The sequence below is a fragment of the Planobispora rosea genome, assembly GCF_014648175.1.
Taxonomy (GTDB): Bacteria; Actinomycetota; Actinomycetes; order Streptosporangiales; family Streptosporangiaceae; genus Planobispora; species Planobispora rosea.
Genome location: NZ_BMQP01000043.1, coordinates 20,774 through 47,611 on the forward strand (window position 1 = coordinate 20,774; position 26,838 = coordinate 47,611).

Annotated in this window: 23 protein-coding genes and 1 pseudogene; 13 read left to right on the forward strand and 11 right to left on the reverse strand. The window is 71.4% G+C overall.

Annotation, left to right across the window (positions count from 1 at the left end; genetic code table 11):
* Nucleotides 1-22: 22 nt before the first annotated feature.
* Both IEZ08_RS31325 and IEZ08_RS31330 read left to right on the forward strand, forming a co-directional pair.
* The gene (locus IEZ08_RS31325) at nt 23-982 is read left to right on the forward strand and encodes a hypothetical protein (protein WP_068927829.1); all 960 of its coding nucleotides are present in this window, start codon (nt 23-25) and stop codon (nt 980-982) included.
* 8 nt (nt 983-990) lie between these two features.
* Nucleotides 991-2,277 carry an adenylosuccinate synthetase gene (locus IEZ08_RS31330; protein ID WP_084780759.1) on the forward strand — a complete coding sequence of 429 codons (1,287 nt, stop codon included), beginning with the start codon at nt 991-993 and terminating at the stop codon, nt 2,275-2,277.
* A gap of 5 nt (nt 2,278-2,282) precedes the next feature.
* Here IEZ08_RS31330 and IEZ08_RS31335 read toward each other — a convergent pair whose 3' ends face one another.
* The 4 genes from IEZ08_RS31335 to pdhA form a co-directional block, all read right to left on the reverse strand.
* The gene (locus tag IEZ08_RS31335) at nt 2,283-2,576 is read right to left on the reverse strand and encodes a Dabb family protein (RefSeq protein WP_068927831.1); all 294 of its coding nucleotides are present in this window, start codon (nt 2,574-2,576) and stop codon (nt 2,283-2,285) included.
* 184 nt (nt 2,577-2,760) lie between these two features.
* Complete coding sequence (locus tag IEZ08_RS31340; RefSeq protein WP_189243552.1) at nt 2,761-4,287, reverse strand: 2-oxo acid dehydrogenase subunit E2; 1,527 nt, start codon at nt 4,285-4,287, stop codon at nt 2,761-2,763.
* 11 nt (nt 4,288-4,298) lie between these two features.
* Nucleotides 4,299-5,279, reverse strand: coding sequence for an alpha-ketoacid dehydrogenase subunit beta (locus tag IEZ08_RS31345; RefSeq protein WP_068927834.1), 981 nt, complete (start codon nt 5,277-5,279; stop codon nt 4,299-4,301).
* Nucleotides 5,276-6,394, reverse strand: coding sequence for a pyruvate dehydrogenase (acetyl-transferring) E1 component subunit alpha (pdhA, locus tag IEZ08_RS31350; protein ID WP_068927836.1), 1,119 nt, complete (start codon nt 6,392-6,394; stop codon nt 5,276-5,278). The genes IEZ08_RS31345 and pdhA overlap by 4 nt, the downstream gene beginning before the upstream one ends.
* A 289-nt stretch (nt 6,395-6,683) precedes the next feature.
* On the opposite strand from pdhA, the gene purS reads away from it, so the two are divergent.
* The 4 genes from purS (at nt 6,684) to purL (ending at nt 10,825) form a co-directional block, all read left to right on the forward strand.
* Nucleotides 6,684-6,932 carry a phosphoribosylformylglycinamidine synthase subunit PurS gene (purS, locus tag IEZ08_RS31355; RefSeq protein WP_084780760.1) on the forward strand — a complete coding sequence of 83 codons (249 nt, stop codon included), beginning with the start codon at nt 6,684-6,686 and terminating at the stop codon, nt 6,930-6,932.
* A 168-nt stretch (nt 6,933-7,100) separates the two neighbouring features.
* Nucleotides 7,101-7,541, forward strand: a complete 441-nt coding sequence (locus IEZ08_RS31360; RefSeq protein WP_068927838.1) for an ATP-binding protein — start codon at nt 7,101-7,103, stop codon at nt 7,539-7,541.
* 267 nt (nt 7,542-7,808) lie between these two features.
* Nucleotides 7,809-8,492 (forward strand): phosphoribosylformylglycinamidine synthase subunit PurQ, encoded by a 684-nt coding sequence (gene purQ / locus IEZ08_RS31365; protein ID WP_068927840.1) that lies wholly within the window; start codon nt 7,809-7,811, stop codon nt 8,490-8,492.
* Nucleotides 8,493-8,557: 65 nt separating this feature from the next.
* Nucleotides 8,558-10,825: a phosphoribosylformylglycinamidine synthase subunit PurL gene (purL, locus tag IEZ08_RS31370; RefSeq protein ID WP_068927841.1), complete on the forward strand. Its 2,268-nt coding sequence runs from the start codon at nt 8,558-8,560 to the stop codon at nt 10,823-10,825.
* 57 nt (nt 10,826-10,882) lie between these two features.
* On the opposite strand, the gene IEZ08_RS40400 is transcribed toward purL, so the two are convergent.
* A complete protein-coding gene (locus IEZ08_RS40400) occupies nt 10,883-11,008 on the reverse strand; it encodes a hypothetical protein (protein WP_268249385.1) in 126 nt (41 codons plus the stop codon).
* A gap of 362 nt (nt 11,009-11,370) precedes the next feature.
* On the opposite strand from IEZ08_RS40400, the gene IEZ08_RS31375 reads away from it, so the two are divergent.
* The 3 genes and pseudogenes from IEZ08_RS31375 to IEZ08_RS31385 all read left to right on the forward strand — a co-directional run.
* Complete coding sequence (locus tag IEZ08_RS31375; RefSeq protein WP_189243553.1) at nt 11,371-13,425, forward strand: adenylate/guanylate cyclase domain-containing protein; 2,055 nt, start codon at nt 11,371-11,373, stop codon at nt 13,423-13,425.
* 157 nt (nt 13,426-13,582) lie between these two features.
* Nucleotides 13,583-14,251 carry a Crp/Fnr family transcriptional regulator gene (locus IEZ08_RS31380; RefSeq protein WP_229803726.1) on the forward strand — a complete coding sequence of 223 codons (669 nt, stop codon included), beginning with the start codon at nt 13,583-13,585 and terminating at the stop codon, nt 14,249-14,251.
* An 82-nt stretch (nt 14,252-14,333) separates the two neighbouring features.
* A pseudogene (locus tag IEZ08_RS31385) lies at nt 14,334-15,581 on the forward strand (MFS transporter); the annotation flags it as partial.
* Nucleotides 15,582-15,677: 96 nt separating this feature from the next.
* Here IEZ08_RS31385 and IEZ08_RS31390 read toward each other — a convergent pair.
* Nucleotides 15,678-16,886 (reverse strand): TerC family protein, encoded by a 1,209-nt coding sequence (locus IEZ08_RS31390; RefSeq protein WP_229803728.1) that lies wholly within the window; start codon nt 16,884-16,886, stop codon nt 15,678-15,680.
* Nucleotides 16,887-17,307: 421 nt separating this feature from the next.
* Between IEZ08_RS31390 and IEZ08_RS31395 the strand changes: the two genes are divergently transcribed.
* Nucleotides 17,308-17,451, forward strand: coding sequence for a hypothetical protein (locus tag IEZ08_RS31395; RefSeq protein WP_176728629.1), 144 nt, complete (start codon nt 17,308-17,310; stop codon nt 17,449-17,451).
* Here the strand turns inward: IEZ08_RS31395 and IEZ08_RS31400 are convergent.
* Nucleotides 17,412-18,191: a methylenetetrahydrofolate reductase gene (locus tag IEZ08_RS31400; RefSeq protein WP_068927850.1), complete on the reverse strand. Its 780-nt coding sequence runs from the start codon at nt 18,189-18,191 to the stop codon at nt 17,412-17,414. The genes IEZ08_RS31395 and IEZ08_RS31400 overlap by 40 nt on opposite strands.
* An 87-nt stretch (nt 18,192-18,278) precedes the next feature.
* Nucleotides 18,279-20,363, reverse strand: coding sequence for a PhoX family protein (locus IEZ08_RS31405; protein WP_373294393.1), 2,085 nt, complete (start codon nt 20,361-20,363; stop codon nt 18,279-18,281).
* 255 nt (nt 20,364-20,618) lie between these two features.
* On the opposite strand from IEZ08_RS31405, the gene IEZ08_RS31410 reads away from it, so the two are divergent.
* Nucleotides 20,619-21,074 carry a sterol carrier family protein gene (locus tag IEZ08_RS31410; RefSeq protein ID WP_229803730.1) on the forward strand — a complete coding sequence of 152 codons (456 nt, stop codon included), beginning with the start codon at nt 20,619-20,621 and terminating at the stop codon, nt 21,072-21,074.
* A gap of 7 nt (nt 21,075-21,081) precedes the next feature.
* Here IEZ08_RS31410 and IEZ08_RS31415 read toward each other — a convergent pair whose 3' ends face one another.
* Complete coding sequence (locus IEZ08_RS31415; protein WP_141704289.1) at nt 21,082-22,239, reverse strand: DUF4190 domain-containing protein; 1,158 nt, start codon at nt 22,237-22,239, stop codon at nt 21,082-21,084.
* Between the two features lie 167 nt (nt 22,240-22,406).
* Between IEZ08_RS31415 and purF the strand changes: the two genes are divergently transcribed.
* Entirely contained in the window at nt 22,407-23,843 is a 1,437-nt protein-coding gene (purF, locus tag IEZ08_RS31420) for an amidophosphoribosyltransferase (RefSeq protein WP_068927854.1), read from the forward strand.
* A 55-nt stretch (nt 23,844-23,898) separates the two neighbouring features.
* Nucleotides 23,899-24,924, forward strand: a complete 1,026-nt coding sequence (gene purM, locus IEZ08_RS31425; RefSeq protein WP_189243554.1) for a phosphoribosylformylglycinamidine cyclo-ligase — start codon at nt 23,899-23,901, stop codon at nt 24,922-24,924.
* A gap of 275 nt (nt 24,925-25,199) precedes the next feature.
* Here purM and IEZ08_RS31430 read toward each other — a convergent pair whose 3' ends face one another.
* Both IEZ08_RS31430 and IEZ08_RS31435 read right to left on the reverse strand, forming a co-directional pair.
* Complete coding sequence (locus tag IEZ08_RS31430; RefSeq protein WP_068927858.1) at nt 25,200-25,433, reverse strand: DUF3073 domain-containing protein; 234 nt, start codon at nt 25,431-25,433, stop codon at nt 25,200-25,202.
* 150 nt (nt 25,434-25,583) lie between these two features.
* Nucleotides 25,584-26,699, reverse strand: coding sequence for a Leu/Phe/Val dehydrogenase (locus IEZ08_RS31435; protein WP_068927860.1), 1,116 nt, complete (start codon nt 26,697-26,699; stop codon nt 25,584-25,586).
* Nucleotides 26,700-26,838 lie beyond the last annotated feature (139 nt).

A 26,838-nucleotide genomic window follows, 5' to 3' on the forward strand; every position in this document is an offset into this window, starting at 1 on the left:
ACCCGCGAAACGGGAGACCCCCATGGGAAGCGGAATCTGGTCCACCGACGTCTACACCGCGGCTGAACACCTGCGCGCCGCCCGCGGCGCCAGCGCCTTCGCCTACAGCGACAGCGGAGCCCGTACCGTGCACGAGAGCCTCGATCCCCACGGCGTGACGGTCCGCGAGAGCCGCGACTCCGACGAGCACCCCACCTCGCTGGCCGTCGCCGTGCTCTTCGACGTGACCGGTTCGATGGGCGACGTGCCGCGCGTCCTGCAGAGCAAGCTGCCCGACCTGCTCGGCCTGCTGCTGCGCAAGGGGTACGCCACCGACCCGCAGATCCTGTTCGGCGCGATCGGCGACGCCACCTGCGACCGCGCGCCCCTGCAGATCGGGCAGTTCGAGTCCGACAACCGCATGGACGAGCACCTCGGCAACATCCTGCTGGAGGGCGGGGGCGGCGGGCAGATGAGCGAGTCCTACGAGCTCGCGATGTACTTCATGGCCCGGCACACCTCGATCGACTGCTTCGAGAAGCGGGGACGCCGGGGCTACCTGTTCATCATCGGGGACGAGCTGCCGTACCCGAACGTGAGCCGCCGCCAGGTCTGCGCGGTCATCGGCGACCGGTTGGACCGGGACATCCCCATCACCGACATCATCACCGAGCTGACCCGCAAGTACGACGTCTACTACATCATCCCCGCCGGGACGTACCACGCCGGGGAGGGAGGCGTGCTCAGGCGCTGGCGCGAACTGCTGGGACAGAACGTCCTGGAGCTGGACGACCTGGGCATGGTCTGCGAGACGATCGCCCTCACCGTCGGTCTCGGCGAGGACGCCATCGGCCTCGACGAAGGCCTCAGCGACCTGGGCGAGCTCGGCTCCGACGCGGGGGCCTCGGTCTCCAGGGCGCTGGCCAGGCTGGACCGCGGCGCGCTCGTGGTGGACGACGGTCCCGGTCTCGAACGCGGCGAGAGCGGGGTGACGCGGCTGTGAAAGATCACATGATCGTCGTCGATCTGGGATACGGCGACGCGGGCAAGGGCGGCGTCGTGGACTGGCTCTGCGCCCAGGGCGGCGTCACCGCGGTGATCAGGTTCAACGGGGGCGCGCAGGCCGGGCACAACGTCGTCCTGCCCGACGGACGGCACCACACGTTCGCGCAGTTCGGTTCCGGAACGTTGCGCGGTGTGCCGACCCATCTCTCCCGGTACATGGTGGTGGATCCCTTCGCGCTCGCCGCCGAGGCCGAGCACCTGCGCCGTCTCGGCGTCTCCCAGCCGTACGGCATGCTCACGATCGACCGTGAGGCCCTGCTGGCCACGCCGTACCACATCGCAGCCGGGCGGGCCCGCGAACGGGAGCGCGGCGCGAACCGGCACGGGTCCTGCGGCATGGGCGTCGGCGAGGTGATGGCCTACGCGCTGGAGAACCCGTTCGTGGCTCCGAAGGTCGGCGACTGCGAGCGGCCCGGCCTGCTGGGGCAGAAGCTGAACCTGCTGCGTGAGCGGCTCGGCGACCGGCTCGGCGCGGACGTGCCCCCGACCGCCGACTGCCTGGCCGCCTACCAGGCGTTCGCCCAGCGGGTGCGGCTGGTCGACCCCTCCCACCTCAGCGAACTGCTGCGCAAACGCCCCGTGGTCTTCGAGGGCGCCCAGGGGGTGCTGCTCGACGAGTGGTACGGCTTCCACCCCTACACGACCTGGAGCACCACGACCTTCGACAACGCCTTCTCCCTGCTCGACGGGGAGCATGCCGTACGGCTCGGCGTGCTGCGCACCTACACCCCCCGGCACGGGCCGGGCCCCCTGGTCACCGAGGACCCGGAGCTGAGGCTCCCCGAGCCGCACAACCCGTCCGGCCCCTGGCAGGGACCGTTCCGGACCGGCCACTTCGACGCCGTGGCCCACCGCTACGCGCTGCGGGCGGCGGGCGGGGTGGACCTGCTGGCCCTGACCCACCTGGACGCTCCGGTGTCACGGATGTGCGACTCCTACGACATCGGCGAGCTCCCGGTGGGCGAGAAGGGCGACCTGGCCGGCCAGGCCGAGCTCACCGCGCTGCTGGGCAAGGCCCGCCCGCACTACGTGGAGGGGATCAGCGACTGGCCCACGGCGGTCTCCGAGGCGCTGGGCGTGCGCGTCTGGCTCGGCTCCTCCGGCCCCACCGCCCGCGCCAAGTCGCTCGTCCCGTCCACCTCGGCACGCGGGAGGGGGGTGCACTTCATGACCGGCGCCCGGTACCTGCGGGAGCATCCGATGCCCGGCGCCCGGGCCCTGCGCTGGGCGTGACCGTCCTAGACGGTGAACTGCACGGCCGCGCGGGCGGCCAGGATCGGCTTGACGTGCTCGGCGATCACGGCCTGGTGCACCGGGTGGTCACGGTAGACCAGGTAGTCGTCGACGCTGTCGAAGTCCGCGACGAGTGCGAACTCGTGGTTGCCCGGGTTCACTCCCGCGTCGGAGCCCAGGGCGTAGGCGCGGATCTCCGGGATGGCGTCCGGGAGCCTGCCCAGTCCGGCGGCGACCGCGGCCTTCTGCTCGTCGGTGGCGTCCTCGGCCCAGGTGAACAGCACGACGTGGCGGAACATGATCGTCCTTTCGGTTCGGATGCCCGCCAGCGTACGGCCGCCGCCCGCGGTCCCCCGCCCCGGGTCACGTCCCCGGGGCGGGGTGGAGCTCGTGCCCCGGCCCTCGTGCCTCAGCCCTCGTGCCTCAGCCCTCGTGCCTCGGCCCGCTCGCCTCGGCCCGCTCGCCTCGGCTCCGCGCTCCCGATCAGCTCCAGGCGAGCATCCGGAGCGGGTCCTCCAGCATGGCTCCGACGTCGCGCAGGAACAGCGAGCCGAGCTCGCCGTCCACCACCCGGTGGTCGAAGGAGAGCGCGAGCGTGCACACCTTGCGCGGCACGATCTGCCCGTCCACCACCCACGGCAGGTCCCGGACCTGCCCGAAGGCCAGGATCGCCGACTCCCCCGGGTTGAGGATCGGCGTCCCGGCGTCCACCCCGAACACGCCCACGTTGGTGATCGTGAACGTGCCGCCCGCCATGTCGGCGGGCTGGGTGCGGCCGGCCCTGGCGGTCTCGGTGAGAGCGCCGAGCGCCGCCGCCAGCTCCGGCAGCGACAGGGCGTGGGCGTCCTTGACGTTGGGGACCAGCAGGCCGCGCGGGGTGGCGGCGGCGATGCCCAGGTTCACGTAGTGCTTGACCACGATCTCCTGCGCCGCCTCGTCCCACGCCGAGTTGATCATCGGGTGGCGGCGGGCGGCGACGAGCACGGCCTTGGCGACCAGGAGCAACGGCGAGACCTTGACCTCGGCGAAGTCCGGGAGGGTGCGCAGCCGGGCGACCGCCTCCATGGTCGCGGTCACGTCCACCTGGAGGAACTCGGTGACGTGCGGCGCGGTGAACGCCGAGGCCACCATGGCCTGCGCGGTCGCCTTCCGCACCCCCTTGACCGGGATGCGCTCCTCGCCCCCGGCCGGTACGGCGCGCGCCGCCGGGCGGGCGGCTCCGGCGTCCCACGCGGGCACCGCGTTCGCGGCCGTGTGCACGTCGTCCCGGGTGATCGAGCCCTGCGGCCCGGTCCCGGTGAGCGTGGCGAGGTCGACCCCGAGGTCCTTGGCGAGCTTGCGCACCGGCGGCTTGGCCAGCACCGCGACCCGGCCCGCCCCGGCTCCCGCATCGGGTACGGCGGACGCGGTGGACACGGAAGGAGCGGGCGCGGTGGACGCGGTGGACGCGGAAGGAGCGGGCGCGGTGGACACGGCGGACACGGAAGGAGCGGCGGATCCGGAGGGGGCGGGAGGCTGCTTGCGGGGGCGGCGTCTGGCCGCGCCCAGCTTGACCCCGTACCCGACCAGGACCGGCTGGCGTTCCTCCTTGCCCGCCTTGGGAGCGGCCGGGACCATGTCGTCGGCCAGGGCCTGGCCACGGTCCGCGGGCACGGCGGCCGCGCCGTCCTGTCCGTCCGCCACCGTCTCACCGGACAACGCCTCACCTGACCCGGGCCCGGACCCGCCCGGCCGGGACTCGCCGCCGGCCGGGGCCGGAGGAGCCGTGGGGGCGGAGCCGTCGTCCACCGCGATGATGGGCCTGCCCACATCGACGGTCTCGCCCTCGTCCGCCAGCAGGGCCGAGACCACACCCTCGAACGGGCAGGGCAGCTCGACCACGGCCTTGGCGGTCTCGATCTCCACGATGGTCTGGTTGACCTTGACCGGATCGCCCACCTTCACGTGCCAGCGGACGATCTCCGCCTCGGTCAGCCCCTCGCCCACGTCGGGGAGCTTGAACTCTCTCATCCCTCTCCCTCTCAGAACGCGAACGCGCGGTCGACGGCGTCCAGGACCCGGTCCAGGTCGGGCAGGTAGTGCTCCTCCAGCCGGGAGGGCGGGTAGGGGGTGGACGGCCCGCCGACGCGCAGGACCGGCGCCTCCAGGCTGTAGAAGCACTCCTCCGTGATCCGGGCGGCCAGCTCGGCGCCGAATCCGCCGAAGACGGGCGCCTCGTGCACCACGACGCACCGCCCGGTGCGCCGTACCGACTCCACGATCGCCGGGGTGTCCAGCGGGTTGAGCGAGCGCAGGTCCACCACCTCCAGCGAGCGGCCGTCCTCCTCGGCGGCCGCCGCGGCCTCCAGGCAGGTCTTCACCATCGGCCCGTAGGCGAGCAGGGTGACGTCCGTGCCGGGCCGGGCGATGCGGGCCCGGCCGAGGGGGAACCAGCCGTCGGTGGCGGAGGTGTCGACCTCGGCCTTCTCCCAGTAGCGCCGCTTGGGCTCGAAGAAGATGACGGGGTCGTCGCAGCGGATCGCCTGCTGGATCATCGTGTAGGCGTCCGCCGGGTTGGAGCAGGCCACCACCCGCAGGCCCGAGGTGTGCGTGAAGTACGCCTCGGGGGACTCGCTGTGGTGCTCCACGGCCCCGATGCCGCCGCCGCACGGGATGCGCACGACCACCGGCAGCTTGATCGTGCCCAGCGAGCGCAGCGGCATCTTGGCGAGCTGGGTGATGATCTGGTCGGCGGCAGGGAAGACGAAGCCGTCGAACTGGATCTCGCAGACCGGGCGGTAACCGCGCAGCGCCAGGCCGATGGCCGTGCCGACGATGCCCGACTCGGCCAGCGGGGTGTCGATGACCCGCTCCTCGCCGAAGTCCTTCTGCAGCCCGTCGGTGACCCGGAAGACACCGCCGAGCTTGCCCACGTCCTCGCCCATGACCAGGACCTTGGGGTCGTCCTCCATGGCCTTGCGCATGCCCTCGTTCAGGGCCTTGGCCAGGGTCAGCGTCGTCATCGGCCGCTCTCCTCGTCCTCGAATCCGGAGAGGTAGGCGGCGAAGGCGGCCCGTTCCTCGTCCATCAGCCGGTGCGGTTCCGTGTAGACGTGATCGAAGATCGCCAACGGTTCGGGGTCGGGCATCTCCAGGCAGCGCTTGCGCACGTCCCGGCCGAGCTCGTCGGCCTCGGCGTCGACCTCGTCGAAGAACGCCTGGTCGGCGAGCTGGTTCTTGAACAGGTAGGCCCGGACCCGCTCGATCGGGTCCTTGAGCTTCCACGCCTCCAGCTCGTCCTGCACCCGGTAGCGGGTCGGGTCGTCGGAGGTGGTGTGCGCGCCCATCCGGTAGGTGAACGCCTCGATCAGCACAGGGCCCTGCCCGGACCGGGCGTCGGCCAGCGCCTTGCGGGTGACCGCCAGGCAGGCGAACACGTCGTTGCCGTCCACCCGCACCCCGGGGAAGCCGAACCCGCTGGCCCGCCGGTAGAGCGGGATCCGCGACTGCTTCTCCAGCGGCTCGGAGATCGCCCACTGGTTGTTCTGGCAGAAGAACACGACCGGCGCGTTGAACACCGACGCCCAGATGAACGACTCGTTCACATCGCCCTGGGAGGTGGCGCCGTCACCGAAGTAGACGATCGTGGCGGCGCCGTTCTCCCCGACCGCGCCGTCACGCTGGATGCCCATGGCGTAGCCGACGGCGTGCAGCGTCTGGCTGCCGATCACGATCGTGTAGAGGTGGAAGTTGTGCTCGACGGGGTCCCAGCCACCGTGGTTGACCCCGCGGAACAGGCCGAGGAGGTTCACCGGGTCGACGCCGCGGCACCAGGCCACGCCGTGCTCCCGGTAGGTCGGGAAGGCCATGTCCGCGTCGGTGAGCGCCCGGCCGGAGCCGATCTGCGCGGCCTCCTGACCGAGCAGCGAGGCCCAGATGCCCAGTTCGCCCTGGCGCTGCAGGGCCACGGCCTCCAGGTCGACGCGGCGCACCAGGACGAGGTCGCGGTAGAGTCCGCGGACCTCCTCCGGGGTCAGGTCGATGTCGTAGTCGGGGTGCTCGACCCGTTCGCCTTCCGGGGTCAGCAACTGGACGAGCTCGGGGGGTGCTTGCGCACCACGAGAGGCGTCGGCTGTCACGTGCCGCTCCTGTGTGCTCGGGGCCGTCCGAGTGGGTTCGCCACTCCCGTCCGGCCGGTTAGCGACGCATCCGATCCGTTGTGGTGGGGTTCGTCTGCGGTTATGGACATCGTGGCAGAGGTCACATACCTGAGCGCAAGACCTTCTGTGACGTCCATGTCTTCCCCGTTCCCCCACTCCACCCGCTTTCACCCTCGGACGCGCAAGCCCGGACCCGGCGACGGAGCGCTGCCGCGGCCCGTTACGCTTGAGGCGCCTGACCGTCCCCGCATCAACCTGGAGGAACACCGTGGCGCGCGTCATCGTCGACGTCATGCTGAAGCCGGAGATTCTCGACGCGCAGGGCCAGGCCATCGCCCGCGCGCTCCCGCGCCTCGGCTTCTCCGGTGTCTCCTCGGTACGGCAGGGCAAGCGGTTCGAGGTGGAGATCGAGGGCCCGGCCGACGAGGCCGCGCTCGACGAGGTCCGGAAGATGGCCGAGACCCTGCTCGCCAACACCGTCATCGAGGATTTCACGGTCACCGTGGCGGATGAATAGTCACAATAGCCACAGGAAATTCCGGTAGAGCCAGCAGCATTCCCCCGAGACTGGCCACAAACGCCACGCCCTGACCAACAGTAGATAACATCACAGCTATTTTGCGGTTAGCCCCGATTCCGTCAGGGAAACCTTTCGGAGGTGACGTCTGGCCCCGGGAGGATACCGGTGGATATCGAGTTCTCGCTGGCCCTGCCAAGAGAGGCCGTCGGCATTCCGATGGTCCGCAGGGTTCTCGGAGACTCCCTGCGCTCGCTCCACGTCACGGAGAACTGCGTCTCCGACATCCTGCTCGCGGTGAGCGAGGCGTGCGGCAACGCGGTGCGCTACGGCGGCCCGGCCAACCGCTACCAGGTCGAGGCGGCGATCGGCTGCGGCCGCTGTGACGTACGCGTCATCGACAGGGGCCGCGGGCTCGTACGGGTGCCCGAACACTACCCGTCCCACGATCTGGAGAACGGCCGCGGCATCCTCATCATGCAGGCCATGGTCGACGAGATCTTCTTCGACATCGCCCCCGGCCGGGGCACCACCGTGCACCTGAGCAAGCGGCTCGACCTGGAGGAGGACGCCTCCGAGCCCGGCCGCCGGGAGCTCGCCTCGGTCTGAGCCCGCGTCCGCCTCCGCGACGCCCGTCCGCACGTGCCCGCTCCTGCGACGCCCGTCCAAACCAGGCATGTCCGTACGGTCCTCCGCGGGCGGTGTTCGTGTGATCCTCCAAGGGCACGACCGTCCGGACCCCCGCCGATCGTGCGATCCGACGACTCCGCGTACGACTCTCTCACGCGGAGCGGATAGCCTGGGCGCACCGCCGCAGACCGCCGTCCGCTGAGTGAGACGCCGGCGCGGTGCTCGTTTGTGGAGGGAAACGCTGTCATGAGTGCTGCCCGCGTGGGCGTCGTCACTTTCCCCGGAACCCTTGACGATCAGGACGCGGCCCGCGCCGTACGCCATGCGGGCGGCGAGGCCGTCCCGCTCTGGCACGCGGACCCCGACCTCAAGGGTGTGGACGCCGTCTTCCTGCCCGGCGGTTTCTCCTACGGGGACTACCTGCGGTGCGGCGCGATCTCCCGGTTCGCACCGCTGATGGAGGAACTGATCCCCGCCGCCCGAGCCGGGCTCCCCGTGCTCGGCACCTGCAACGGCTTCCAGATCCTCTGCGAGGCCCACCTGCTGCCCGGCGCGCTGATGCGCAACGCCGGCCTGCACTACATCTGCCGCGACCAGGGCATCCGCGTGGAGAACACCGCCACTCCCTGGACCTCCGACTTCACCGAGGGCCAGGAGATCGTTCTCCCGATCAAGCACGGCGAGGGCCGTTACGTCGCCGACGAGGCGACCCTCGCGGCCCTGGAGGCGAACGGCCAGGTCGTCTTCCGCTACGCCGGGGGCAACCCCAACGGCTCCCTGAACGACATCGCCGGCATCCGCAACGAGGCCGGCAACGTCGTCGGCCTGATGCCCCACCCCGAGCACGCCGTCGAGGACCTGACCGGCGCCCCGAGCACCGACGGCCGCGGGTTCTTCACCTCGATCCTGAAGAAGCTGGTGAACACGTGAGCGAGCGGAGCGAGCGAGCCGACAGACACGGCAGTCCGGCGAACGCGACCGACGGAGGAGGTCGCGTGAGTCCGTCCCCCGCCCTCGACACCGTCAAGCGCGCCGCGGACACCCCCGACGAGCGCCAGCCGTACGCCGAACTCGGCATGAAGCGCGACGAGTACGACCGGGTCCGCGACATCCTCGGCCGCCGCCCGACGAGCTCCGAGCTGGCCATCTACAGCGTCATGTGGAGCGAGCACTGCTCCTACAAGTCCTCCAAGGTGCACCTGCGCCAGTTCGGCACCAAGGCGCCGAAGTCCGACGCGCTGCTCGTCGGCATGGGCGAGAACGCCGGCGTGGTGGACATCGGTGACGGCTGGGCGGCCACCTTCAAGATCGAGTCGCACAACCACCCGTCCTACGTCGAGCCGCACCAGGGCGCGGCCACCGGTGTCGGCGGCATCGTCCGCGACATCATGTCGATGGGCGCCCGGCCGATCGCGGTCATGGACTCCCTGCGCTTCGGCGGCGCCGACCAGCCCGACACCCGGCGGGTGCTGCCCGGCGTGGTCGAGGGCATCAGCCACTACGGCAACTGCCTGGGCCTGCCCAACATCGGCGGCGAGGTCGTCTTCGACCCCTGCTACATCGGCAACCCGCTGGTCAACGCGCTGTGCGTGGGCCTGCTCCGCAAGGACCAGATCAAGCTGGCCACCGCGCCCGGCCCCGGCAACAAGGTCGTGCTGTTCGGCGCGCTGACCGGCCCCGACGGCATCGGCGGCGCGTCGGTTCTGGCGAGCGCCACGTTCGAGGACGAGTCGCAGGCCAAGCGGCCCAGCGTCCAGGTCGGCGACCCGTTCATGGAGAAGCTGCTGATCGAGTGCTGCCTGGAGCTCTACCAGGCGGACGTGGTCGTCGGCATCCAGGACCTCGGCGCGGCCGGTGTGTCCTGCGCGACCACCGAGCTGGCGGCCAAGGGCACCGGCGGCATGGACGTCCGGCTGGACCTGGTCCCGCTGCGCGATCCGTCGCTGCGGCCCGAAGAGATCCTGATGAGCGAGTCGCAGGAACGCATGATGGCGGTCGTCTCCCCCGACGACATCGACGCCTTCATGGCGATCTGCGCCAAGTGGGACATCCCGGCCACGGTGATCGGCGAGGTCACCGACACCGGCCGCCTGGTCATGACCTGGCACGGCGAGACCATCGTGGACATCCCGCCGGGCACCGCGGCCGACGAGGGCCCGGTCTACGAGCGCCCCTTCACCGAGCCCGCCGGGCAGGCCGCGCTCAACGCGGACTCCCCGGCGGAGCTGCCGCGCCCCGAGGACCTGCGCGCGGCCCTGCTGCAGTTGCTCGGCTCGCCGAACCTCGCCTCGAAGGAGTGGGTGACCTCCCAGTACGACCGGTACGTCCGGGGCAACACCGTGCTGGCCCAGCCCGCCGACGCCGGGCTCCTGCGGGTCAGCGAGGCCATGCCGGGCGCCGAGGAGACCACCCGCGGCATCGCGCTGGCCACCGACGGAAACGGCCGTTACGCCCGCCTCGACCCCTACGCGGGGGCTCAGCTCGCCCTGTCCGAGGCCTACCGGAACGTGGCCGTGACCGGTGCCACGCCGCTGGCGGTGACCAACTGCCTGAACTTCGGCTCCCCCGAGGACCCGGAGGTCATGTGGCAGTTCGCCGAGGCCGTACGCGGCCTGGCCGACGCCTGCAAGGCTCTCGGTGTCCCGGTGACCGGCGGCAACGTGTCGTTCTACAACCAGACGGGCTCCGCCGCGATCCACCCGACGCCGGTCGTGGGCGTGCTGGGTGTGATCGACGACGTGGCCAAGCGGGTGCCCAGCGGTTTCACCGGCGAGGGCGACCGGGTCGTCCTGCTCGGTGAGACCCGGGAGGAGTTCGGCGGCTCGGAGTGGGCCCACGTCGCCCACGGCCACCTCGGCGGCCTGCCGCCGGCGGCCGACCTGGAGGCCGAGCGGGCCCTCGCGCTCGTCCTCACCGAGGCCGCCTCCCGCGGTCTGCTGACCGGTTCCCACGACCTGTCCGACGGCGGCCTGGCCATCGCCCTGGCCGAGGCCTGCCTGGCCCGGGGCATCGGCTGCGCGGTCTCCCTGCCGGGCGACGACGCGTTCGCCGACCTGTTCAGCGAGTCGGCGGCCCGAGCCCTGGTGACGGTGCGGCCGGAGTCCTTCGACGCCCTCGCCGAGCTGTGCGCGGCCCACGAGGTGCCCTGCTACGGCCTGGGCGGCACCGGCGGCGCCTCGCTGGCGGTCGAGGGCGTGCTGGAGATCCCGGTCGACGAGCTCCGCGAGGTCCACACGGGCGCGCTCCCGGCCATCTTCGGCTGATCCGCGACGCGAACACGGGAAGGGGTACGGCTCCCGCGGGCCGTACCCCTTCCTGCCTCAGACGATGAGCCTCTTGAGAGGGATGTCGATCGGGAAAGGCCGTACGAGCTTCAGACGCTCACGTTCGATCCCCATGGGGACGTAGGTCCTGGTTGTGTCGTCGAACTCATAGACGTGGAACACCGGGTGACCGTCCTCGTTCTCCACACGCCGGTAGCGGCGGATGGAACCACAGGGGCAGCGCCTCAGCGGTCGTCTCGTCCTCCTCCGGGTCCGTCCCCACGTTACGGTTCACCTCCGTTCACCTCAGGTTTTTCCACGAACACCTCTCCCGCCCGCCTTCTCATTTCTGGCGAACGATTACATTCATCCGGCGCCGCGCGGGCCGTACCCTCCGCCGTCCGGAGCCGGGAGATCAGCCGGTCGCCGTAAACACCGTTGGCGGCACGGGGGTGTACCGCGATAATCGGATCGTTCGGGGGAGCCCCGTCTGCGGACGGGGGCGGACACCACGGGGGGCACCCCCGCTGAATACGGAGGCCACCGTGCCGACGAACGACCCGACGGCAACCCCGATCGCGGGCAGCGCCGGGCCAGGACCATACCTTCCCCCGGCGACGCAGCCGGTCCGCGCGGTCGTCTGGGTGATCCACCTGGCGCTGCCGCTGCTGGGGCTCTGGCTGCTGCTCGCCCACCACGACCGCATCAACGTCAAGTGGCAGCACAATCCCAGCCACTTCTGGCTGATCATCGCCGTGGCCGGGATCAACATGATCCTGGGCGCCATGATCAGTCAGGCCTCGGCCCGGCGGTCGGACGCCCGGCTGCTGCTCGTGTCACTGGTCTTCCTGAGCAGCGCCGGATTCTTCCTGCTGCACGGCCTGACCACGCCGAAGATGATCCTGCCCGGCCCGAACTACGGGTTCGACCTGTCCCAGCCGGTGGGCCTGTTCGTCGCCTCGGGGTTCGCCTTCGCCTCGGCGCTGCCGCTGGGAGACCGGGCCGCGGCCGTCGTACTGCGCTCGCAGGCCTGGCTCCGCGGCGGGCTCGTGCTGCTGCTGGTGGCGTGGGGGGTGCTCTCGCTCATCCCCGGCCTCACCCCGCTGTCCAGCAAGCCTCCGGAGCAGGGCGCCGGCCTCGGCGGGGCCGAGCTGCTCGGACTGGTCCTGTACGGCGCCGCCGCGGTGCTGCTGTTCCGGCTCCACCGCAGGCGCCCGGCGGCGATGCTGATCAGTCTGATCACCGCGTACGCCCTGCTCGCCGAGGCGATGCTCGCCGGGATGTACCACCGCAACTGGCACCTGTCGTGGTGGCTGTGGCACCTGCTGCTCACCTTCGCCTTCGTGTTCGTCGCCTACGGCGCCCACATCCAGTCGCGCCGGGAGGGCGGCACCGCCGGGCTGTTCGACTCCGTCGCCCTGGCGGCGACCGTCCGGAGGGTCCGGGCGGACTACGAGCGGGCGCTGGAGGAGCTGGTCGGGCACCTGCGGCGCCGGGCGGACAGCCGGGTCCCGGTCGCGACCCGGCTGGCGGGCAAGTTCGGGCTCACCGAGGCGCAGGCCGCCGTGCTCGACCGGGCCGGCGAGGCGCTGGCCAACGAGCGGGAGCTGTCGGAGCGGCTGGCCGCGCTGGTGGACCTGGGCAACCGGGCGCGCGTCGGCCTGCCCGAGGACGAGCTGCTCGTACAGTCCCTGGATCGGGCGCGGCAGGCCTACGGGGACGTGCGCATCGCGCTGGTCTCGGACGGGCGGGTCGCCCTCGGCTCGGCCGAGTACCGTGAGGCCGACTTCCCCGCGGGCGGGCCGATCCGGGCCAACGGCTCGGTCATCCACCCGCTGACCGTCAAGGGACGGCTCGCCGGGGCCCTGCGGGTGCCCGTGGGCCGGACGTCGCAGGACGACGCGCTCGCGGCCGCCCTGGCCGGCCAGATGTCCATCTCCCTGGAGAACGTCCGGCTCTACCGGGAGCTGGAGACGCTGTTCCGGCAGTACATGTCCCCGGACGTGGCCAAGTCGCTGCTGGCCGATCCCCGGACCGCGGAGCTCGGCGGCGAGCTGGTCGAGCTCACCGCCCTCTTCGCCGACCTGAAGGGGTTCACGACCTTCTCCGAGCGGGTCGCGCCGGGGGAGATCGTGGAGATGCTGAACCGGTACCACACGGCGGCCGTCCCGATCATCCTCGGCAACGGCGGCACGATCGTGCAGTTCGTCGGTGACGCCCTGCTGGCGCTGTTCAACGCCCCGGCCCGGCAGGCCGACCACGCCGAGGCCGCGGCCCGGGCGGGCCTGGCCATGCAGGAGGCCGCCGCGGAGATCGTCGCCGAGGCGCCCGGCTACCCCCGGTTCAGGATCGGGATCAACACCGGGCCCGCGCTCGTGGGCAACATCGGCAGCCCCCAGCTGCGCGGGTTCAACGCCATGGGCGACTGCGTGAACGTGGCCGCCCGGCTGGAGGGGATCGCCGAACCGGGCACCGTCGTGATCGGCCAGAACACTCTCGACCGGATCGGCCCGCACGCCCGGGTCCGTTCACTGGGAGAGCTGAGCCTCAAGGGGAAGGAGAAGCCCGTCCACGCCTACGTGCTCTCCGGACTTTCATGATCGACTCCTTTCGGCGTAATTCTAGTTATTTATCCGTATTCACTGAGATTTGGTGTGTCACGCAGTGATCCCCCGGCCGAAGAGCATTCTCCGGCCGGGGCCGTACCGACATAATCGACAGGACATCCGCATGGCGCCGCACCGCCGGGAGGTTCCCGTGAGCACTTCTTCCGAGCCGGGCGAGTTCCTCGCGCTCCTCACCCCCGACGAGGCCGCCGCGCTGCGCGCGGCGGGGCGGGTCCGGCGATGGGATCGGGGCGCGACCCTGATGACCGAGGGCGACGTGTCGGACTGGGTGCTCGTGCTGACCGCCGGCCGGGTCAAGGTCTCCTCGCACACGGCGAGCGGGACCGAGGTCGTCCTCGCCGTGCGCGGGCCCGGCGCGCTGCTGGGCGAGTTCTCGGTCATCGACGGCCTGCCGCGCTCGGCCACGGTCACCGCCCTGGAACCGGTCGAGGGGATCGCCCTGCGCGACTTCACCGCCTTCCTCCAGCAGCACGGCCGGATCGCGGTGCTGCTGCTGCAGATGGTGACCAGCCGGGTGCGCGACGCCGACCGCAAGCGGATCGAGTACGGCGCCTTCGACACCACCGGGCGGGTGGCGACCCGGCTGGTGGAGCTGGCCGAGCGGTACGGCAAGCCGGCCAACGGCGGGATCCGGGTGGAGCTGCCGCTCTCCCAGGACGAGCTGGCCGGGTGGACCGGTGCCTCGCGCGAGGCGGTCAGCAAGGCCCTGCGGTCGCTCCGGGACCGCGGCCTGATCGCGACCGGCCGCCGCCGCGTGATCGTCCACGACCTGGACGGCCTGCGCAGACGGGCCAGGTAACCGGCCCCACCGGCACCGGGCCGGACACCGCGATCGACACCCCGGACAAAACGGGCGTACGCCGTACGTCAGACTGGAGCCTATGGTCGCGCTTCCCCAGGACCTTCCCGGCTCACCGGAATACGTCTCGAAGCTCCGCTACGCCTGGCGCGTCTGCTCGGTCACCAGCCTCGGCCTGGTGCTGATCGGCGTCTCCGGGAGCACGCTCAACGTCGCCCTGCCCGAGGTGGTCCGGCACTTCCACGCCGACGCGTTCGCCTCCGGGTGGATCCTGCTGGCCTTCCTGCTCGTCAACACCGCGACCCTGGTGTTCTTCGGCCGGGTGGCCGACCTGCTGGGCCGGCGGGAGGTGTACCTCGCCGGGTTCGCCCTGTTCACCGTCGCCTCGCTGCTGGCCGGGCTGTCGCCGAACGTCTGGTTCCTGATCGCGATGCGGGCGCTCCAAGCGATCGGCGCGGCGATGATCCTGGCCAACGGGACCGTGATCATCACCGACGCCTTCCCGCCCGACCGGCTCAGCCAGGGCATGGGCGTCTACATCGGCACGCTCTCGGTCGCCCAGCTCGCCGGCCCCACCCTGGGCGGCCTGGTCGCCGAGACCGCCGGATGGCAGTGGATCTTCTGGGTGAACGTGCCCGCCGGGGTCATCGCCCTCGTCTGGGGGGCGTTCACCCTGCGCAAGGTCGGGCGCGGTCCCCGCGAGCCGGTGGACGCCCTGGGCAACCTGATCGTCTTCGCCGTGCTGTCGGCCGCGCTCATCGCGCTGTCGGAGGCGGGTTCGCGCGGTCCGGGCAGTCCGGTCGTGCTCGTCGGCGCGGCCGTCACGGTGGTCCTGATCCCGCTGCTGATCGTCGTGGAGCGCCGTGCCTCCCACCCGGTGCTCAACGTGCGGCTGTTCGGCGAGCGCGTGCTGGCCTTCGCCAACCTCGCCTCGTTCTGCAACGCGCTGGCCCGCGCGTCGCTGATCCTCCTGGTCGCCCTCTACTTCCAGGCGGCCAGGGGCGTCGACGCCGTCACCGCCGCGCTGGGCGTGCTCCCGGTCCCGGTGGGCATGGCGCTGGCCTCCCCCGTCGCGGGCGCCCTCGGCCGCCGGATCTCCCCCTACGCCCTGTCGGTGGGCGGCGCGCTGCTGAGCACCTCCGGGCTGGGAATCCTGATGCTGAACACGGCCCCGGCGACGCCGTACTGGGTCATCGGGGCCGGCCTGTTCCTGTGCGGCTGCGGCAGCGGAGCGTTCCTGACCGGCAACACCACCCAGGTGATGAAGGCCCTGCCCGCCGGGAGCCTGGGAGTGGTGAACGGCTTCCGGCTCATGGTGATGAACGTCGGCATCGTGCTCAGCGTCGCCCTCACCCTGAGCGTGCTCACCAGCGCGGTCAGCCCCGCCCTGCGCGCCCAGGTCTACGCGGGCACGCTGTCGCGCATGTCACCGGTCGCGGTCGACCAGCTCATGGACGGCTTCCGGCGGACGTACGGCGTGCTGTTCTGCGTCGCCCTGACCGGCGCCCTGCTCGCCGCGCTCGCTCGCAAGCGGCGCGCCCGGCTCGCCGGGTGACCGGGAGTCGCGGCGGGCGGCGTACAGGCTCGTGACCGTGACGGTGACCAGGACCATGACGATGACCCCCAGCGAGACCGGTGTGGGGATCTCCGGGACCCCCGGCCAGATGCCGTGCGCCCAGTGCAGGACGAGCTTGACGCCGATGAAGGCCAGGATGAGGCTGAGCCCGTGGTTCAGGTGGCGCAGCTTCGCCAGGACCCCCTGCAGCACGAAGTAGAGCGCCCGGAGTCCCAGCAGCGCGAAGGCGTTCGTGGCGAAGACGAGGAACGGGTCCTCGGTCACGCCGTACACCGCCGGGACCGAGTCGACGGCGAAGACGATGTCGGTGGCGAAGACGGCGACGACGGCCAGGGCCAGCGGCGTCAGCGCGCGGCGGCCGCCCTCCCGGACGACCAGGCGCGAGCCCCGGTAGTCGGAGGTGACGGGCATGAAGCGCCGCAGCAGGCGGACGGTGCGCATGGAGTCGATGTCGACCTGGTGGTCACGCCCGCTCAACGCGTCCTTGAGGACCTTCCAGGCGGTGATCACCAGCACCGCGCCGAAGAGCAGGAACGCCCAGGTGCCGCTCTGCAGCGCGGCCGCCCCGAGCGCGATGAAGACCGCGCGCAGCACCAGCGCCCCGATGATGCCGTACAGCAGGACCCGCTGGGCCAGCGCGGACGGGACGGCGAAGGCGGCGAGCAGCAGCATGAACACGAACAGGTTGTCGACCGACAAGGACTTCTCCACCACGTAGCCGGTGAAGAACTCCACCGCCACGGTCGACCCGTTCACCGACCACAGGTAGACGCCGAAGGCCAGCGGGAGCGCCAGGTAGAAGATCGACCAGCCCGCCGCCTCGCGCATCCGTACCTCGTGCGGGCGCCGGGTCAGGACGAAGTCCAGGGCCAGCAGGCCCAGCAGCGCGGCGATGGTGACCGTCCACAGACCGGGAGAGGCGATCGACTCAAGCGGCACGAGACCGGCCGTCAGCGGGCCCGCGGCTGCGGGTCCGGGGACATGCCCGGGAACGGCCGCCGGAGCCCACCCGAGGGAGGGAACGACGGCGGGCATGGCAAGAGGCACGGAGACAGGCATAAAGCTCCTCGAACGCACTCGGCTGTCCGAGGTCTCCTTCACCCGCACCGCGCGGGCGGCCGTCCGGGGACGCTCAGGGGCGTCCGTACTGACCGGAAGCGACGCTTGGGAAGTACTCCCCTCGCCCTCCCAGATTAGGTCACCGCTGAGGGCCGAGTGAATACCCGTGGGCGAACACCCGTCGCCCCCGCGAGCGGTCCGCCGTGCTCCTCCCCTCTGGCCGCGGGCAGTTGACTTGGGCTCTGAGCTGGGCGGATAGTGGAAGAAGCGGAGGGGAGTACCCGCCGTCCGACACCTCGTCCGTCAACACGGTCCCCGAGTCCGGGAGCCCGGCGGGGTGGCCCTCCCGGGAGATCGGGAGGGTGCGGGAAGACCTCCGTCCTCGTGCATACGTGTCCACGACGAGGACGAAGGAGATCCCATGTCGTTCCATACGCTCCTCGAGATCCTGCTGGGCGTCCTGCTGACGCTCTCGGCGCTCGTCACCGTCGCCGTCCTGTGGCCGGGCCCCCGTCATCCCCATCATCACAGGACGCCGACCAGGCGGGACTCCACCTCGCGGTAGCGGGCCACCGGGATCAGGTGCACGCCGTCGAAGGCGCCCGAGTCGCGGACGCGCAGCACGTGCTCGCAGGCGGCCTCGACCCCGGCGAGCCGGTCGCCGGCCACCCGCTCCACCAGCTCCGCCGGGATGTCGATGTCCGGGATCGCGGCGGCCAGACGGCGGGCGTGGTTCTCGCTGGCGATGACCATCACCCCGGCGTAGACCGGCACGTCCACCGGGTTGGCCTCGCGCCAGCGCAGCAGCGTCTCCAGGGAGAAGCTGACCTGGGCGAACACGAAGTCGGCCGTACGCTTCCAGGCGGGCAGGGGGCGCAGCCCCGCCGCGGTGCCGACCCGGAAGGCCGGGACGCCCGCGAAGCCGGGGTCCTCACCGAGGGAACGGACCTCCTCGATCATCGAGCGGACGGTGAGGTCGCTGGTCCGGTTGCCGGTGGTGGGCTTGTCGCCGTACACGAACAGGAACTGGTCCACCCCGTAGGCCGCCGCGGTGAGCAGGTCGCGGCGGAAGCCCAGCAGGTTGCGGTCGCGGGAGTTGAGGCAGGCGATGCTCCGCCCGCCCATCGCCTGGACCTCGTGGGCGACGGCGACGCTGGAGACCGTGGCCCGGCCGATGTGGTTGTCCGGGATCAGGAAGGATCCAGCGATCTTGCTCAGCGTGCCGATCTGGTGGCGGACGTGCTTCAGATCGGGGCGGGTCGGCGGCTCGATCTCGCAGACGACTTCGAAGGGGCGATCAGTCATGAGATCAACCTACGGAAGCCGCCGTCCCGCCTGCCCCCCGGACCCCGCCCCGGGTGATCCCGGGGCGGGACGCAGGCCGTACCGGGCTCAGGAACCGATCTTCTTGCCCTGGGTGTGCCAGGCCACCGCGACCGACGGGCGGGGCTGGCTGTCGCCGCCGTCGGGCCAGTGGCTCATCGGGGTCTCCGGGGAGGCGCCGTCGACCTCGCCCGGGTGCTGCACGGCGATGAAGACGCTGCGCTGGTCCTGGGTGATCAGCGGACCGCAGGTCTCCGCTCCGATCGGCACGGTGAGGAACTGACGCAGGTAACCGCGCTCCGGACCGGTGACCGGCATGACGAACAGGCCGTCGTTGAGCTTGAAGGCGTTGCCGTCGGTGGAGATCCACAGGTTGCCGTCGCGGTCGAAGGCGACGTTGTCCGGGCAGGAGATCGGCGAGACCTTGGTCTTGTCGAACCCGGCGAAGTAGGTGGCGGGGTCGTTCGGGTCGCCGCAGACCACCGGCAGCGACCAGGCGAAGGTCGTGGCCCCGGCGTCGTTGTGCTTCTCGACGATCTCCAGGACGTGGCCGTGCTTGTTGGACGGGCGCGGGTTGGCCTCGTCCACCTGGGCCGGGGTGCGGTTGGAGTTGTTGGTCAGTGCCAGGTAGACGCCGCCGGTGACGGGGTTGCGCTCGATGTCCTCGGGACGGTCCATCTTGGTCGCGCCGACCTTGTCGGCGGCCAGCCGGGTGAAGACGAGGACCTCGGCGGCCGTCATGCCGGGCACGTGCGAGACGTTCCCGGTGACCAGCGGGATCCACTCGCCGGAGCCGTCGAACTGTCCGTCGGCGGGGAGCTTGCCCGAGCCGTCGATCTCGGTGGCCGGACTGTCGCCGGTGAACTTGGCCACGTACAGCGTGCCCTCGTCCAGCAGGGTGCGGTTGTGGCGGTCGAAGCCGGGGATGTAGCGCTTCTTGGAGACGAACTTGTAGACGTACTCGAAGCGGGAGTCGTCACCCATGTAGGCCACGACCCGGCCGTCCCTGGCCAGGGTGGTGGTGGCGCCCTCGTGGGCGAAGCGGCCGAGGGCGGTGCGCTTGATCGGGGTGGAGTCGGGGTCGAACGGGTCGATCTCCACGATCCAGCCGAAACGGTTGACCTCGTGCGGGTTCTTGGACAGGTCGAAGCGCTCCTCCAGGCGCTCCCAGCCGCGCCCGCTGGGCTTGGTGGAGGTGGGGTCGATGCCGTACCGCTTGAGCCCGGCCTTCTGCTCCTCGGGGGCGCCGCCGCCCATGGCGAAGTACTGGTTGAAGTTCTCCTCGGCGGTCAGCACGGTGCCCCACGGGGTGGTGCCGCCCGCGCAGTTGTTCAGCATGCCGAGGACGGAGGTACCGGACGGGTCGGCGGCGGTCTTCAGCAGGTCGCTGCCCGCGGCCGGGCCGGTGAACTTCATGGGGGTCTGCGCGGTGATGCGCCGGTTGTAGCGGCGGCGGCCCCGGGTGACCAGCTTCCACTGGCCGGAGTTGCGCACCCGCTCGATCTCCACGATCGAACCGCCGTGCGCCGCCAGACCGATCTTGATCTGCTCGTCGGTCGCGGTGGAGCCGCCGGTGTAGCCGCGGAACATCAGCGCTTCGTCGGAGTACTCGTGGTTGACCCAGAGCAGGCCGCGGTGGCCGCCCATCGGGAAGAAGGTCACGAAGTCGCAGTTGTAGCCGAACTGCTGGGCCTGCGCCGCGGCGGTCTGGTTCTCGTAGTCGAAGGCCGGCGCGCCGGGCAGGACCGGGTCGCCCCAGCGCACGACGGCGGCCGACGCGTATCCCTCGGGGACGACGATGCGGTCCTCGCGGTTGGGCGCGACGGCGGCGAAGCGGAGTGAGCCCCGGCCGCCGTGCCTGCCGCCGGCGGTGGACAGGCTCTCCGGCTCGGGGTCGGCGGCCGCCGGTACGGCCCCCGCCACACCGGCCACGCCGGCCCCGGCGGCGATGACGCCGAGCGCGCTCGCGCGGAGCATGCCGCGGCGCGACAGGGCGGAGGCGACCACATCGCCGAAGTAGGTGTTGTCGCTGGCGTTCGAGACATCGTGCGCGCAGGCGTTGCCGCAGCGGAATTCACAGGTCAGCGCGCTGCGCCCACCCTTGTGCGGGCTCATGAGCAGCGGGAGCGAGCGGCGCGGCGACGGGTTCGCCACAGGGGCCTCCAGGGTGTGCACGGGTGTTCCGGGGCGGGACGCTACGGGTGCAGGCCGAACCCCAGGTGAACGACATTTGCCCGGGTGATGAACCATTTGTCACTGATGTCCTGATGTGCTTCCACCGGAAGGCGCAGGTAGGACGGGTGAGTGCGTCCGGGAGAACGAGCGGCGTGCCTTCACAGGACGGGCGGCGTGCCTTCGCGGGACGGGCGGCGTGCCTTCGCGGGACGGGCGGCGTGCATGATGAGAGGCGTGCCACCACACAAGCCTGACGCCGCCAGAGTCCGCGCCGCGCTGGACGTCCAGCTGATCGCGCTCGACGAGCCGCCCTACGACGGCCCCGAGTCCCTCGACGCCCTGCTGGGCGCGTGCGTCGCGGTGGTCCTGCGGGCGTACGAGCGGGGGATGCGCCCGGAGCGGGACGCGGCGCGCCTGGCCGTACGGCACCTGCTGGACCGGCTCGCGGAGGCGGCCCCCGGCCGTACCGTCGAGGTGCGGGTCCCGCCCTACGCGGCGGTGCAGTGCGTGGAGGGGCCCCGGCACACCCGGGGAACCCCGCCGAACGTGGTGGAGACGGACGCGCGGACCTGGCTGGAACTGGCCACGGGCCGGCTGACCTGGGACCAGGCGGTGGCCGCCGGGAGTGTCACGGCGAGCGGCGCCCGGGCCGACCTGACCGGCTATCTGCCGGTCGCCCCGGTCGGGTGACGATCCGTCAGGGGCGGGACTCGATTCTGATGCCGAACCGCTCCTCGACGCAGGCCCGCTGAAGCTCGGGAGGCAGGTTCAGGCAGTCGCCGACCCGGTTGGCGAACCAGACCATGAATCCGGCGCCGACGACCAGGGTGAGGGCGCTCAGCGCGAGGCCGACCCAGGCCCGGCCCCGGTTGGAGTTCTTGACGATCGCGACGATGCCGAGGACCACCCCGACGACCGCCGTCAGCATGCCGAGTCCGCACGCGAAGAGCAGGACGACGCTGACGATGCCGAGCACCAGGGTCGCGGTGCCCATTCCGCCGCCCTGCCCGCGCTTGGACCAGTCGTCCGCCGGAGGCGCCGGATAACCCGCCGGGCCTCCGGGGTAGGCGGGGGTCCCCGGAGGGGGCGGGTAGGCCTGTCCCCCGCCGGGGGGATACGTTCCCCCGGGTACGGCGCCCGGCGCCGGCCCGCCGTACGGACCGCTCGGCGCCGACCCGTTGCGGACCGCCGACTCGTTACGGGGCTCGCCCGGTCCCGGCCCGCCGTACGGGCTGCCCGGCCCGGGAGCGCGGTGGGCGCCTCCCGGTCCCGGACCCGCGTACGGACCGCCCGCACCCGGACCGCTGTAGGGACCGCCCGGTCCCGGCGACCGGTCCGGCGGGAGTTCACCGCCGACGGGTTCGGTGGCCGCAAAAGGGACGTCGGCGAACTCCTTCGGCGGTGTGGGCGGGTCGTACCGCGAGGGCTGGGGCGCGCCCGCCGACATGCCGGGAGCGCCCAGGGGCGGTCCCAGCCCCGCCTGGACCGGCGGCGGGACCTCCGGCGCGTCCGGCATGTCCGGAGTCGGCGGAACCGGCTCCCGCGGCGCGGGCTCGGGCGGTCTCGGCGGTTCGCCGGGACCGGACGGCTCGGGCGGCCCCGGCGCCGGCTCACCGGGACCGGACGGCTCCGGGGTGTACGGCGCCGGCTCACCGGGACCGGACGGCTCCGGGGTGTACGGCGGCATCTCGCCGGGACCGGAGCGCTCCCGGGCGTACGGCGGCTCATCGGATCCGGAACGTTCCGGGATGTACGGCGGGCCCGGGGAGGGCTCTTCCTGCCCGGCGGGCTCGGCCGACCGGTTCCCGGGCTCCCGTCGCGGATCAGGCTGGTGTGGGTCCACAGGTGATGTCACGTCTGTTCTCCCGACGCGTCGGTATGCCGCTCCCACCCTCCCCTGGACCTGCCACCCGAAACCGGGACGCCACGGCAAATGCCAGACGATTGTTCGGTAAAACCAGAACAAACGGAAGAGCCGGACCCGGAGTACGAGCAGCCGAGAACCCCACCTACACTGAAGCGGTGCTGAAGGGCGACGGCCAGCTGAGCCATGACCTTGACCCCCACGACCGACCCCCGAAGGACGCCTGCGGCGTCTTCGGCGTATGGGCCCCCGGGGAGGAAGTCTCCAAACTCACCTACTACGGGCTGTACGCGTTGCAGCACCGCGGGCAGGAGTCCGCAGGCATCGCGGTCAGCGAAGGCAGCCGCATCCTCGTCTACAAGGACATGGGCCTGGTCGCCCAGGTCTTCGACGAGTCGGTGCTCGGAACTCTCCGCGGTCACCTGGCCATCGGCCACTGCCGCTACTCGACCACCGGGTCGAGCGTCTGGGAGAACGCCCAGCCCACGCTGAGCTCGACCGAGGTCGGCGGGCTCGCGCTGGCCCACAACGGCAACCTGATCAACACCCGTGAGCTGTCCCAGCGCCTCGCGCCGGGCACCACCCGCGCCACCACCGACACCGAGGTGCTGGCGGCCCTGCTGGCCCAGGACCGCAGCCAGTCCGTCGAGGACGCCGCCGCCGAGCTCCTCCCCCAGGTCAAGGGCGCCTACTCGCTCGTCTTCATGGACGAGAAGACGCTCTACGCCGCCCGTGACCCGCAGGGCATCCGCCCGCTGGTCCTGGGCCGCCTGGAGCGGGGCTGGGTCGTCGCCTCCGAGACCGCCGCCCTCGACATCGTGGGTGCGGTGTTCGTCCGTGAGATCGACCCGGGCGAGCTCATCACCATCGACGAGAACGGGGTCCGCTCCCGCCGGTTCGCGCTGGCCGAGCCCAAGGGCTGCCTGTTCGAGTACGTCTACCTGGCCCGCCCCGACACCACCATCGCCGGGCGCAGCGTGCAGTCCACCCGGGTCGAGGTCGGCCGCGTGCTGGCCCGCGAGCACCCGGTCGAGGCCGATCTGGTCATCCCCACGCCCGAGTCGGGCACCCCGGCCGCCGTCGGTTACGCCGAGGCGAGCGGGATCCCGTACGGCCAGGGCCTGGTGAAGAACTCCTACGTCGGCCGGACCTTCATCCAGCCGTCCCAGACCATCCGCCAGCTCGGCATCCGGCTCAAGCTGAACCCGCTGAAGGAGGTCGTCGCCGGCAAGCGCCTGGTCGTCGTGGACGACTCCATCGTGCGCGGCAACACCCAGCGGGCGATCGTCAGGATGTTGCGTGAGGCGGGAGCGCGCGAGGTCCACGTCCGGATCTCCTCTCCCCCGGTCGCCTGGCCCTGCTTCTACGGCATCGACTTCGCCACCCGGGCCGAGCTGATCGCCGGCTCGCTCAGCGTGGAGGAGATCCGCGACTCCCTCGGCGCCGACACACTCGGCTACATCTCGCTGGAGGGCCTGACCGAGGCCACCACGCTCCCCTCCGACCGGCTCTGCCGCGCCTGCTTCACCGGGGAGTACCCGATCGCCGTCGACCGCGACAACGTGGGCAAGTACGTCCTGGAGGGCCAGGCGTGAGCCGGCGGACCGAAAGACACAGCACGAAGGTCATGCGACCGACGAAGGAGGTCGAATGACCAGTTACGCCGCCGCCGGTGTGGACATCGACGCGGGTGAGCGCGCCGTCGAGCTGATGAAGTCGAAGGTCGCCCGTTCGCGGCGGCCCGAGGTCGTCGACGACCCCAGCGGGTTCGCCGGGCTCTTCGACGCCTCAGCCCTGCTGAACTACCGGCGCCCGCTGCTGACCACCTCGACCGACGGTGTCGGGACCAAGGTCATGCTGGCCCAGCGGCTCGGCAAGCACGACACGATCGGCATCGACCTGGTCGGCATGGTCGTGGACGACCTGGTGGTCTGCGGCGCGGAGCCGCTGTTCATGACCGACTACATCGCCTGCGGCAAGGTCGTCCCGGAGCGGATCGCCGAGATCGTGGGCGGCGTCGCCGAGGGCTGCCGCCTGGCCGGGACCGCGCTGATCGGCGGCGAGACGGCCGAGCACCCCGGCGCCATGGGCGCGGACGAGTACGACCTGGCGGGTGCCGCCACCGGTGTCGTCGAGGCCGACGCCATGCTCGGCCAGCAGCGGGTCCGTGAAGGGGACGTGGTGCTGGCGCTGGCCTCCTCCGGCGTGCACTCCAACGGCTACTCGCTGGTCCGGCACATCATCGCGCTCGCCGGGCTCTCGCTGGAGCAGGAGGTCGCCGAGTTCGGCCGGACGCTGGGCGAGGAGCTGCTGGAGCCGACCAGGATCTACTCCCTGGACTGTCTCGCACTGGCCCGTTCCGTCGAGGTCCACGCCTACGCGCACATCACCGGCGGCGGGCTGGAGGGCAACCTGTCCCGTTCGCTCCCGCCCACGCTGGACGCGCTGCTGGACCGCTCGTCCTGGACCCCGCCCCCGGTCTTCGGCTTCCTGGCCGAGCGGGGCGGGGTCACGCAGGCCGACATGGACCGCACCTTCAACCTGGGCGTGGGCATGGCGGCGATCGTCCCGGCGGACGCCGCCGACGCGGCGCTGGCCCTGCTCAAGGAGCGCGACCTGCCCGCCTGGGTCCTCGGCGAGGTCGTCCCCGGCACGGGCGAGGCCCGCTACCGCTGACGCGTGCCGCACGGCCTTCCCGGCGCCGTCGTACGGCGGCGCCGGGAAGGCCGGCACGCCGTCTCGCCGTACCGGCGTCCCCGGGACGGACCACCGGGCCGAGCCGATGGGCGGGACGACAGGCGGGACAACAGCTCTCAGGACCACCGGACCGCCGGAGCCCGCGGGGAGCAGGGCCGCCCTCCGTGGCGGTCGTCAGGTCATGACGCATGGACAGGACACCCGGTGGCCCATGGCCACCGGGTGTCCTGTCCGCCTTTCAAACGAAGATCCGCCTACCGGCGACCACGTGAGTCGTCGTCCCGCTCGTCGCCGGAGTCGAAGTCGTCGGCGTAATCGGCATAGCGATCCGCCAGCTCGTCATAGGAGTCGTCGGCGTCGTCGTTGTGGTTGGAGTCGTCTCCGACTCCGAGTTCGTGGCGAAGACGCTCAAGATCGGTGCCACCGCTGTTGTACTTCAGCTGGCGAGCAACCTTGACCTGCTTGGCCTTTGCTCGGCCGCGCCCCATTGGCTCGACCCCCTCGTGTGGGGTCGTGCCCGACCCCTCGTCGCTAACGCACCACGCACTGACGCCACCCGACTTGAGGCGTCAGCTCTCGTTCGACTACAACCGTACCTGTTTTGCGCCCGCCTCGGTACGCCGTATGGGCGCGAGGGACTACCGGTCCAGCCAAATGCCCCTAATTCGCCCGACTTCCGACATTCTGCGCTCGGCCAGCCTATCCGCTGCGACGGCCGGAGGGACGCCATCCTCTGCCGCCGTGGCGAAAATCTTGAGAGTCGTGTCGTAGATCTTGGCAGCCTTTGCCCGGGCCCGGTCCATGTCGAACCCGCCGATCTCGTCGGCGACCTGGATCACCCCGCCGGAGTTGACGACGTAATCCGGCGCGTAGAGGATCCCGCGGTCGGCGAGTCGCTTCTCCACTCCCGGGTGGGCGAGCTGGTTGTTGGCGCCGCCGCAGACGATCGCGGCCCGCAGCCGGACGACCGTCTCGTCGTCCAGGGCCCCGCCGAGCGCGCACGGCGCGTAGACGTCGATGTCCGCCCCGGTCAGCTCGGCCTGGTCGGCGACGACCTCCACCTGAGGGTGGCGCTGCCGTACCCGCTCGACGGCCTGCTCGCTGACGTCGCAGATCACGACCTCGGCGCCGTCCTCGACGAGCAGGTCCACCAGCCGGTGACCGACCTTGCCGACGCCCTCGACGCCGACCCGCCTGCCGCGCAGCGACGGCGTGCCGTAGGTGTGCTCGGCGGCGGCCCGCATGCCCTGGAACACGCCGAAGGCGGTCAGGATCGAGGAGTCCCCGGCGCCGCCGTGCGCGACGGTCCGCCCGGTCACGTAGGGGGTCTCACGGGCGACGACGTCCATGTCCTCGCTGTAGGTGCCCACGTCGCACGCCGTCAGGTAACGCCCGCCCAGGGAGTGGATGAACCTGCCGTAGGCGCGGAGCATCGCCTCGTTCTTGTCCCGGCCGGGGTCGCCGATGATGACGGCCTTGCCGCCGCCGAGATCGAGGCCCGCCAGGGCGTTCTTGTAGGCCATCGCCCGGGAGAGGTTGAGCACGTCGGCCAGGGCGGCCTGCTCGCTCTCGTAGGGGTAGAACCTCGTGCCACCGAGGGCCGGGCCCAGGGCGGTGTTGTAGATCGCGATGATCGCGTAGAGACCGCTGCGCTCGTCCGAGCAGAAAACGACCTGCTCGTGCTTGGCCTGTCCGCTCATCGGGGTGCCTGCTGGGCTTGCGTCCTTGTGGGAGAGCCCGAAGACGTCCGTCACTGTGGTGACTCCCGGTCGTCCGGTCCGCCGCTCCTTCGCGGCGGAGATCACTCTCAGGGTAACCACAACATTCCATGAACGAAGCGGGAAGCCGTCCCTTCTCACCTGCCGAGACGCATCGCCCGGTACGACGGACAGG

Coding starts and splice junctions, on each gene's coding strand:
- IEZ08_RS31430 (WP_068927858.1), bottom strand. CDS start 25,433: ATGGGGCGCGGCCGAGCAAAGGCCAAGCAGGTCAAGGTTGCTCGCCAG.
- IEZ08_RS31345 (WP_068927834.1), bottom strand. CDS start 5,279: ATGACGACGCTGACCCTGGCCAAGGCCCTGAACGAGGGCATGCGCAAG.
- IEZ08_RS31335 (WP_068927831.1), bottom strand. CDS start 2,576: ATGTTCCGCCACGTCGTGCTGTTCACCTGGGCCGAGGACGCCACCGAC.
- IEZ08_RS31340 (WP_189243552.1), bottom strand. CDS start 4,287: ATGAGAGAGTTCAAGCTCCCCGACGTGGGCGAGGGGCTGACCGAGGCG.
- IEZ08_RS31395 (WP_176728629.1), top strand. CDS start 17,308: ATGTCGTTCCATACGCTCCTCGAGATCCTGCTGGGCGTCCTGCTGACG.
- purQ (WP_068927840.1), top strand. CDS start 7,809: ATGAGTGCTGCCCGCGTGGGCGTCGTCACTTTCCCCGGAACCCTTGAC.
- IEZ08_RS31400 (WP_068927850.1), bottom strand. CDS start 18,191: ATGACTGATCGCCCCTTCGAAGTCGTCTGCGAGATCGAGCCGCCGACC.
- IEZ08_RS31325 (WP_068927829.1), top strand. CDS start 23: ATGGGAAGCGGAATCTGGTCCACCGACGTCTACACCGCGGCTGAACAC.
- IEZ08_RS31330 (WP_084780759.1), top strand. CDS start 991: ATGATCGTCGTCGATCTGGGATACGGCGACGCGGGCAAGGGCGGCGTC.
- purM (WP_189243554.1), top strand. CDS start 23,899: ATGACCAGTTACGCCGCCGCCGGTGTGGACATCGACGCGGGTGAGCGC.
- IEZ08_RS31390 (WP_229803728.1), bottom strand. CDS start 16,886: ATGCCTGTCTCCGTGCCTCTTGCCATGCCCGCCGTCGTTCCCTCCCTC.